We start from the raw sequence: 9,733 nt of genomic DNA on the forward strand, positions 1-9,733 counted from the left end.
AGTTTTTTACCGAATATCGCCTGGCTTTCAGTAAGTTTATGTTTTTTATGCGTTCCATAGGCGATCACCAGAAATACACGGTCATTAAAATATCCACCCTGCTCCAACGCACCAAGTAATTCTTCAAGGATATCCTGATAATCCTTGTGATTAGGCCGTGTAGCGTCTTCCACAATCACAGCAATACGTTTTGGGCGGCGTTCACGCAAAAAATCACGGAAATTGTTTTTATCAGCTAACCCTATCGGCTTAGTCAACGCATTAGCAACCGCCCTGCGCAGGTTGAACACTTTACGTACCGGTTTAATCGTCGCTACTTCCAGCAAGTTATTTTTTGGAAGTGTTAACTCGATAAACGATTTGCCATAAGGCAGTTTAACGGATATAATTGGATTAATTGATTTTGCGTTCATACAATCTTTCTACTCCCGGGTTTAATAACGGGTATATTGTTCTTGCATAGCATACACTCTTCCGGTAACCAGTTTTGTACTTCTAAACTCAACAACGTAAAAAACGGTACCCCGAGGCCTGTTTTCCCGCCGCTGCGGTCAACTAAAGATACTGCAGCAATGACTTTTGCACCTGCGACGGTAACAACCTCTATAACTTCGCGGGTAGATTTCCCGGTGGTAACCACGTCCTCTGCAACAATGACATTATCTTCTGGTGCGAGTTTGAACCCGCGGCGTAAGGTCATGATATTGTCTTGCCGTTCAGCAAAAATTGCGCGTTTATTCATCACACGGCCCACTTCCTGACCCCAGATAACCCCGCCTAATGCCGGGGAAACGATTACAGTTGCAGCTTGTTTTATTTCATCCGGAATGGTTTGGGTTAACATTTTTGCGAGCTTAGCTGCGACCTTTGGGTATTGCAGAATCAACGCGCATTGGAGGTACCTATCGCTATGCCGTCCGGAGGATAACAGGAAATGCCCTTCCAACAACGCACTATATTTCTTAAAATACTTCAGCACTATTGCTTTAGTATCCATAAATATCCAACAACCACAACCCTTTCTAATATAAATGTATTATACACATTTATACTACAAAAGTCATTGACTGAATCACTTTTTCGGGATCCGCTGCCTCGTATATCGGCCTCCCGATAACAACATAGTCCGCACCATCATCCCACGCGGACCACGGGGTTACCACCCGGCTTTGGTCATCGGTCTTTTTGTTAGTATCCAACCTCACCCCGGGAACAACGATTAAAAACTCTTTTGGTACTGACTGGCGAACAGATTTCACTTCCTCACCGGAACACACAATACCCGCAAGTCCGCAGTCCGCAGCGCTTACCGCAAGGTCATGCACTGCCTGCCCCACACTTTTCGTAACCCCAACAGCAGCGAAGTCCGACGGTGACATGCTGGTCAACACAGTTACCCCCAAAAGTTTGGGACGGTCAGAAGGGTCGAACTTGTTCACAGCGTCAACCGCAGCGGCCATCATCTTCTTCCCCCCGGAAGCGTGCAAGGTTACCATCTCGGGTTTATACTTTTTAGTAATTGCTGTTATAGCCAACGCTACGGTATTCGGAATATCGTGGTACTTGAAATCAAGAAAAAACTTTTTGCTGTGTTTCTGCAAAAGATCGACGATTTGCGGGCCGGCTTCAGTAAACAACGGATGGCCGAGTTTGTAAACCGCAATCGCATCCTTCGTTTTATCGATTATCTTCACAGCATCAGCTGCGGGAACGTCTAACGCCAATATTATTTTGTTACTGTCGTACTTGTTCATTTTTTCACCTTATCCTCGTTTTCCTGTTATTAAGAATCTACTTTTGGCATCTTTAATTCCATTTATATCCTATTTTGGGAATTACTGATTCCAATAATAGTATTTTACGATTTTAGTCATATTTTAAAGTGGTCTTTAAAAACCTTATACTTTCTAGTTAAATACATATCCTCATTAACACCGTTATAAAATATATCATATAATTTCAAGCATTCGTTTCCCCAATATTTTATCTGATAACTATAATTTTTTTGTTTTTGTACGTAAACAGTTTTCAGAGGAAGACCTAGTTTTTGTAACGATAAGACCAGTTTGTTGACAAATATCTTTGAACCTGACACATAACTCGCAACTATCCTCCCTGAAGAATCTACATAAACAGAACCATCTCCATCCCAACAACCTCTAATAAAATGCCCGAGATATTCATCAGGAATTTGAGGAAAATCAATTGTAAGACTTTTGTTGTGTGTTAATCCATATTTTTGAAGGTCAGTATATAACTCATCGCCGTGAACATGAAAATAGTATATATCCCCACAGATATTATTATTATAGTATTTAATATCATGATGATATAGTTTTGCATTGCATTTCATAAGTTTTAATACTTTCAATAGCAACTCAGGTTCTTTCTGAGCAATAGTTAGTCTTGGAGTATTTAAAGTCGTTTTTCTAGAAGCATCTAACTTCTTACTAGGATCAAGATTTCCATCAGTATATATTACTCCTAACACATACGCCATTTCATTTGACCAATTCTTAAAAAAGTTTTTGTCAAAGAAGTTTTTTTGAAGTTTTATTACTCTAGTGCTACCATTTTCTTCAAATCTAGTAAATTCAAGCTTATTTTTTGCCAAGGCAATTTCTCTAGCTCTCTGTTTATTTCTTAAGGGTATATTTAATGCCTTCATTTTGTTATACACATAGACTCTTGAGCAATTACAGTCTTTTGCGATATCTCCCAAAGATCGCTGTTTATTTATATACTCTGAACACAAATACTCATGAGTTAACGATTGCGAAACTAATTCTATTGTACTATCACCTCTATTTTTCTTATTTGTTTCTTGTTGATAGCAATTCAAGCATAATCCTCGAGCTACATGTTTTATAATATTAGTTCCACATTTTTTACAACAAGTGTGTTTTAAAGACCATTTTTGTGTTTCATTCATCTCTAAATCCATTTAACGTCATCTTTAATATTATTAATCATTCAACACCGTTATTATTGGGTGAAATCCGTCAGTATTTATGTCATATTTAATACTAACGTTGGCATCTTTAGTAGGAAAATTTGATGATATTATTCTTATTGAAAGCTTTACTTCTTTCTCTTCCTTCAAATTTATCGGTTGGGGTAAATGAATTGATGAATCAATAATATTTTTATTTAGAAATTCAATTTCCCACGGAGAATTGTTACTAAAGTTAAATATGTCCAGTTTCCTTGATTCATTTGGAAATATTATCATGGGAAGAGTAAAGGTTTGATAACCAGCCCATGACAAGGGGAAACGATAATCATCATTATTTACCCTCATTAAATATGCAACACAATCACTAGCATACTTCATTTTATGTTGGTTTTTTATATCTAAATGACAAAAATGACGAATTGTACGATCAAGTTGAGATTGTTTCTCCGGTTCCTTAGTTGGAAATATTGACAACTCATACTTCCATCCAGATTTCCAGTTTTCGTTTACTTTTTTTATCACAATTTCAGATAATTTATTTCTGTCATTGAATTTTATTGGATTAGACTGAATAAATTCTTGAAGGCCAATTCTCTTTGTACCATTTTCTTGAAAACACAAAGCATCTTTTCCTAAATACATAGCGACTGCTAATTCTTGATGACTGAACATTGAGCATTTACAATAACAGTCATAACGTCTTTTAAAGTCTATAAATAGAAAATATTCAGATGATTCTAGTTGACTAAGTATTTCTGAAGGTATTGGCAATAAAGTACTATTATGTTTCGCAATATATACCTCAAAATGATCTGATAGTATTTCTGCAATATTTTTCACTATTGGTTCTTCATCAGGTTGTTGTCCAGAACTAATAAATATTTTTGTTTTTTTCATATTTTAAATACTTTAAACAGTCAACGTCATGTCAGCGTGTAATACCGATAACCCAAAGATTGATACAACTAGTCCTAGACAAAAGAAAACCGATTGAAATATTTTATTGTGAGAATAACCGTTCATAATCAAAGATAATATCAAATAACTGGTGGGCATGCAAGGCGACTATTTTCGGGTACGCCCTAAAACAGCCGGGTTGTTTTGCTTTTGTTGACAGTATCTAACTCCAGCAAAAAACGGTTAAACCTTTTTTGTAATCCAAACTGGCGAACTCCACGCCATTTGGCCGTTGGCTTGAAATACACGTAGATAGTAAAAGTCCGTTTCTTGTTCCGCCAACTTATCTATTACTTTTAGTTTGATTGAATACAACTTTTCTGGCACTGGCGAATATATTTTAATTTTTTCGTTAAAACTACCTTTCATAAGCCCTATCTGAGACCCCTCTTTAAGTTGCGCAAGAGAATATTGAAATTTTTGGTTATTCAATTCAATATTAAAAACAGTATCATTACCTCCTACAAACTCAAACACGATAGAATTAGTTCCTTCCCTCCCATTCCGGCATAACTTCCAGTTATAAACAGAACTTCCCTGTGTATGTGACAACCAACAACAATGGTTATTACTAAAACTTACAACCTTATTCGGTGCCGGCGGGCCGAAACACGGGGAGAACGATATTAACTCCCCGGCTTTTATTTCCAATTTCCCATCCCATTTAATTATCTGTTCGCCACCCCAACCCCATTCTATCCTTACCTTATATTTCCCTGTTTTACCCGGAGAAGGTTGATAACCTACCATGGGACTCGCACGGTAAAGTATCTTGTTATTTTTAATAATTTCTATTTTATCCAATGAATCTAAAGCTTCCACTTCTGCACTAATCACACGTTCTTTCCCCGAATAAACCACTTCTTCACCCATCAGATGGCTATTGATATCAAACCTAACTTTTATCCTATCACCGGATACTGCAAAAGTCCGTCTTGCCAATATTGCCAACCATATACTTTCCCGTGACAATCCTTCCGCATATACGCCGGTTAGGCCCATCTTATAACTGCCAGGATATCCATAATGCCCGTCGGTAGAAGCGATGAATCCAAACTTCAATCCCCGGATTAACCCAGCTTGCGCAGTACCAGCAGTTGCACGCGGGCCCATCTTTGGTAATGACATCGGGAAATACCCGTCCTCGCTTTCCGATGACCCGTGCATAGAAAATATTTCTACTACTGGCATCAAGCCCGGTTGAAAATTGTTCCAATCAGTCCCGCGGCACCCAACTTTATATCCTGTATGATGAGGAATTAGAATCCCATTATTTTTACGGACAAACGAAAATAATTCATCAAAACTTTTTGGCCTGAACTCGGGTACTTCGTCATTACAAAAATATGCGTTATAATCGCCATCGGCTACTGCGTATTCAAACCCGGGGAACACGATAAACTTTCCCGGTTGATTATATTGTTTTGCTATCCTTACAATTTCTGGCCAGTTATAATCGGGATGCGGTATATCAGTACGATTATTATGCTCACCCGGTGCCCAAAAGTCTAACTGCGTTTTCGCAATTTCTACTGCATCCTCTAAAGTACCAAATTTTGAACCACAATATGTATGTGTATGCAATTCACCCCAGTAAAGCTGATATTTTTTTAGGTTCATTTTATCCCCGTAATTTCTATCTTTCCCGGTACTAATGACTGCAGGAAATCAGTCAGAGGGATACATAAAACGTTGTTTACCTTCAATCTCTCTTTTCCCCGGTACAAGAACACCGCTGTTGCCTCGGGATAATTACGGAGAAACATTTTTAACGAGCTCAAATCTTCATTACGCACACGGCCGGTGTTTTTAACTTCTATCGCGTACAACATTGATTTCCCGTAAACCACAAAATCTACTTCATCCCCATCTTTTGTCCGCCAAAAATACAGGTGGGTGTCATTGTTATTGTAGTCCGCCCAAGCTGAGAGGTGCTGTGCAACCAACCCTTCTAACGCAGTGCCGGTTATTGCATCCGGGTTATCAAGCGGGCCAGCGGGCCGTAACGCGCGGTACACACCGGTATCGAAAAAATAAAATTTTGGGTGGCACACAGTACCGCGCTGTGCGCGTTTAGTGAACACTGGTAAACGGTATGATAACAGTAAATCTTCGAGTATAGAAATGTATCCTTCCACAACTTTACGTTCGACTTCGCACTCACGCGCAACGTTGCTGATATTCAACACCGCGCCATGCGAAAAACTTATAGCTTCCAAAAACCGTGAGAAGTTGCCGATGTTGCGTACCAATCCCTCCGCCTGAACTTCTTCACGTATGTACAATGCAATGTATGTTTTCAATACATCGTCAGGAGTTTGTGAGAAATATACTAACGGCAACAATCCGTGTTGTAAGGCTTTATCAAAATCGTATTTATTGCCCAGTTCTGTAGCGATGAACGGGTGCAAGGTTTGCCGCACTGCCCGGCCTGCGAGCAAGTCTACGCCGGTACGTTTAAGTTTCCTCGCGCTGGAACCCGTAAGTACAAACTGTACCCCAAGTTTTTGTTCTATCAACAAATGCACTACGCTCAGGAGATCAGGAACTTTTTGGATTTCGTCGATTACTACCACTTTGTTCTTTGGGTTGCCATACACCAGTTCTTTCAACCGTTCCGGGTACGCGCTGTATGTACGAAAAGTGTCGGGGGATAGCAAGTCGAGCCATAAAGCAGCCGGGTATTGCTGTTTCAACCACGTTGTTTTACCCGTACCCCGCGGGCCAAACAGGAAATAACTGTCCGTTCGCGGCTTCAGTATTCTTGGTACTTGTATTTCCATATTACACCTCTTTTATGGAACTAGTGATTCCAATAATAGTATTATCGTTTTTATGGTTTTTGTCAAGAAGTATTTTTTGATCGCTGAATTCAGGCACGCAAGCTGCTGATTAGGTTTGTAAGTATGACATTTTGTTTCTTCAAATACTTTTCGATACCGTCGACGACTTCGGTGATCAGGTTTGGGTTTTTGTAAAGCCCGCTGCCCACCTGCACTGCTGATGCTCCGGAGATCAGCATCGCGATCGCATCCTCTGCTGATGCTATTCCCCCCACCCCGATGATCGGAATCTTCACGGTTTGCACGCACTCGTACACGCACCGTAACGCTATGGGGAATACTGCCGCACCGGACAGGCCAGCCATCACGTTCGCAATCCTCGGTTTCCGCGACTGAATATCCACCGCCATCCCGAGTAATGTGTTGATCACAACCACAGCATCCGCACCAGCGCGTTCCGCTGCACTGGCGATAAGTTTTATATCCGTAACGTTAGGCGATAGTTTCGCAAATATTGGTTTGCAGGTAACTTTTTTCACTGCAGCAATCACCGACGCGGTAAGTTTTTCATCCTGGCTGATAATACAATGCGACTTCGCGGTTTTCCCGACAGTACGTTTCGCTACGTTTGGACAGGAAAGGTTTAGTTCATATGCTGCCACTATCTCGCTTGTATCTCCATCATCTATCCGGCGGATAGTTTTTACATAATCCCCCGCGCAAGTTCCCGCGATGCTCACCACAATTTTGGTGCCCAACTTTTTGAGGACAGGTATGTATTCTTTAACAAACAATTCAACTCCAGGGTTTTCTAATCCGATAGAGTTCAGCATGCCCGCCGGTGTTTCGTATACCCGCGGTGTGGGATTACCCGACCGTGGTTCGTAAGTAATGGTTTTAGTTACAAACGCACCGAGTTTATCCCACGTGTGCAGTGTGTTATACTCCCCGCCGAACCCCGCGATCCCGCTGGCTATCATCACTGGGGATTTTAGCTTAAGTCCGGCAATAGTGGTTTCCAAAACGTTTTTTTTACTCATATATTTCACCATCCCAATATTTGTGTATCGAACACCGGCCCGTCATGGCAAACTGTTTTGTTAACGACAACGTTTTTATCACCCGCAACTTTTACTACGCACCCGCGGCACGCGCCAACGCCGCATGCCATACGTTCTTCCAAACTCGCATAGCACTTAATACCGTACCTATTTGCTATCTTTGCCACAGCTTTCATCATTACACTTGGCCCGCAGGTGTAAATCACAGCGTTACCCGCAGGATTTACTATTTTCTTAAGCGCGGATGATAATACAATCGTAGGTACCCCATGAAATCCTGTACTACCATCGTCTGTGCAGTAATTAAAACTACACTTCCCGCTACTTTTTTGTACACGCACAAGTTGACTCTTATTTCTCGCACCGGTGATAAAATTTATCTTTGTAACACTTCCGTGTTTCTGCAAATACTCGTTTAAATAATTCACTGATGCAGTACCCGTCCCGCCAGAAACAAGGAAAACTGTTTTCCCGGCTGCTGCGTTAATATCGTACCCGTTCCCTAACGGACCGAATAATTTTATTGTTGTTCCTGCGGGTTTACATACCAACAACCCGCTGCCCGTACCGACAGGCTTGACCAATAACACTATTGCGTTGCCGGACATCCCGTACACGCTGTAGGGACGCGGGAGAAAGGTTTCTTCGCCGCAGTCAATCATCAAGAACTGTCCCGGTAAAGGGTTGAGTATCGTTGTAGTTGGCTTTAGAGTTATCAGATAATCGCAATCATTAATTTTTCGGTTAGTTTTAACAACATATTTTGTATAGCTCAAGTTACTTTTTTTATCGCACTTATTATTTTTACGCATTGTGTATCACTCGTCTTACCTAACTCCTTGATTTATCTTTCCCTCTTTTGTCGTTAATGTATAATCTAAACAATTATAATAATAGTATAACAACAATTAACTTTTATATCAAGTATCGCTTTGACTTATCAGTAGGAATAGGTTAAAATAGTACACTAAATAATCTTGATAATCTGTTCAAGAAGAAATACTTTATAATAAGCTTAATTGCAATTTAAGGCGATGAACAACAAAACAATGATATTGCATAGCAAATGCTTCAAATCTACAAAGAAATTAATTGCATTAATAATCGCAATTGTTTTCTTTAATGGTTGTACCACTAGCTATTACTACAGTATCGATAGATTATATTACCCTTCTAAACAAATAGCGAAAGACACTCTATTCCCTATTAAGCTTCAAATTGGCCCCATAATCACTAGTAATGCAGATGTGTATGAATTGACTAATAACAACTATACCGTAAAATTTACACAAAACGATATTCAATATGGATTTAGGAAAATATTATTTAACGAACTTCGAGCAAACAGATTATTTGATGAAGTAGAATTAGTTAAAACTGTCACAGATACAAAAGGCGACGTTGGTATTATTCTTGTTAAGACAAACGATATATATAAAGTATTTTACGTTATTGATGCTTCTCCCGCAAGCAAATCGGGTATACTACCTGGAGACGAATTAATATCGATTGATGGCCAAACGATTGATAACATGAATATACTTCAACTATACGATAAATTACGCGGTCCCCGGGGGTCATCAGTAAAAATATGCATTGAACGTAATGATAAAGTACAAGAGTTTGTAATTCAACGTGCAAAAGTTCCAGTACTTAGTAAAAGATATGATTATACTCATGAACCTGGCAATTTAATTCTGCTCACCCAGTTGAATAAAGCACCTGTTTCACGGTCTTCTAATGATGAAATTGGTGCTACTATCGGTTATATTATGTTAGGTGCAGCCATTTTTACTGGATTGATTATTATAGGGATTGCAACTTCAAACAGCGACATTGTTTCTGTATTATCCCAGGCATTATCATTTCCGAGACCAAACATTAAAGCAGATGTTGTTGAAGAAGAAATAACTGATAGACTTAATTTTAAATTTTGGGTATTTGATGCAGTTACTGGTGACATAGTGACCGAAATT

At 39.6% G+C, this 9,733-nt stretch carries 10 protein-coding genes; 1 reads left to right on the forward strand and 9 read right to left on the reverse strand.

Annotated elements, in window-relative coordinates:
- From WC955_12050 to WC955_12090, 9 genes are all read right to left on the reverse strand, one after another.
- Positions 1-413 (reverse strand): lactate racemase domain-containing protein (locus WC955_12050; protein ID MFA5859784.1); only part of this gene is annotated, 413 nt, incomplete at its 3' end.
- Entirely contained in the window at positions 410-997 is a 588-nt protein-coding gene (gene pyrE, locus WC955_12055; GenBank protein ID MFA5859785.1) for an orotate phosphoribosyltransferase, read from the reverse strand. The genes WC955_12050 and pyrE, both read right to left, overlap by 4 nt.
- A 49-nt stretch (positions 998-1,046) precedes the next feature.
- Positions 1,047-1,754, reverse strand: coding sequence for an orotidine-5'-phosphate decarboxylase (gene pyrF, locus WC955_12060; protein ID MFA5859786.1), 708 nt, complete (start codon positions 1,752-1,754; stop codon positions 1,047-1,049).
- Between the two features lie 116 nt (positions 1,755-1,870).
- A complete protein-coding gene (locus WC955_12065; protein MFA5859787.1) occupies positions 1,871-2,944 on the reverse strand; it encodes an LAGLIDADG family homing endonuclease in 1,074 nt (357 codons plus the stop codon).
- Positions 2,945-2,965: 21 nt separating this feature from the next.
- The gene (locus tag WC955_12070; protein MFA5859788.1) at positions 2,966-3,853 is read right to left on the reverse strand and encodes a hypothetical protein; all 888 of its coding nucleotides are present in this window, start codon (positions 3,851-3,853) and stop codon (positions 2,966-2,968) included.
- Between the two features lie 243 nt (positions 3,854-4,096).
- The gene (locus tag WC955_12075) at positions 4,097-5,533 is read right to left on the reverse strand and encodes a DUF3604 domain-containing protein (protein MFA5859789.1); all 1,437 of its coding nucleotides are present in this window, start codon (positions 5,531-5,533) and stop codon (positions 4,097-4,099) included.
- On the reverse strand, positions 5,530-6,696 hold the full coding sequence (locus tag WC955_12080; GenBank protein MFA5859790.1) for an AAA family ATPase: 1,167 nt from the start codon (positions 6,694-6,696) through the stop codon (positions 5,530-5,532). The genes WC955_12075 and WC955_12080 overlap by 4 nt, the downstream gene beginning before the upstream one ends.
- A gap of 89 nt (positions 6,697-6,785) precedes the next feature.
- Positions 6,786-7,736 carry a dihydroorotate dehydrogenase gene (locus WC955_12085; protein MFA5859791.1) on the reverse strand — a complete coding sequence of 317 codons (951 nt, stop codon included), beginning with the start codon at positions 7,734-7,736 and terminating at the stop codon, positions 6,786-6,788.
- 5 nt (positions 7,737-7,741) lie between these two features.
- Positions 7,742-8,569, reverse strand: coding sequence for a dihydroorotate dehydrogenase electron transfer subunit (locus WC955_12090; GenBank protein ID MFA5859792.1), 828 nt, complete (start codon positions 8,567-8,569; stop codon positions 7,742-7,744).
- Between the two features lie 222 nt (positions 8,570-8,791).
- Between WC955_12090 and WC955_12095 the strand changes: the two genes are divergently transcribed.
- Positions 8,792-9,733: PDZ domain-containing protein (locus WC955_12095; protein ID MFA5859793.1), on the forward strand; the 942-nt coding region annotated here is incomplete at its 3' end.

This window comes from Elusimicrobiota bacterium, from assembly GCA_041658405.1.
Taxonomy (GTDB): domain Bacteria; phylum Elusimicrobiota; class UBA5214; order JBBAAG01; family JBBAAG01; genus JBBAAG01.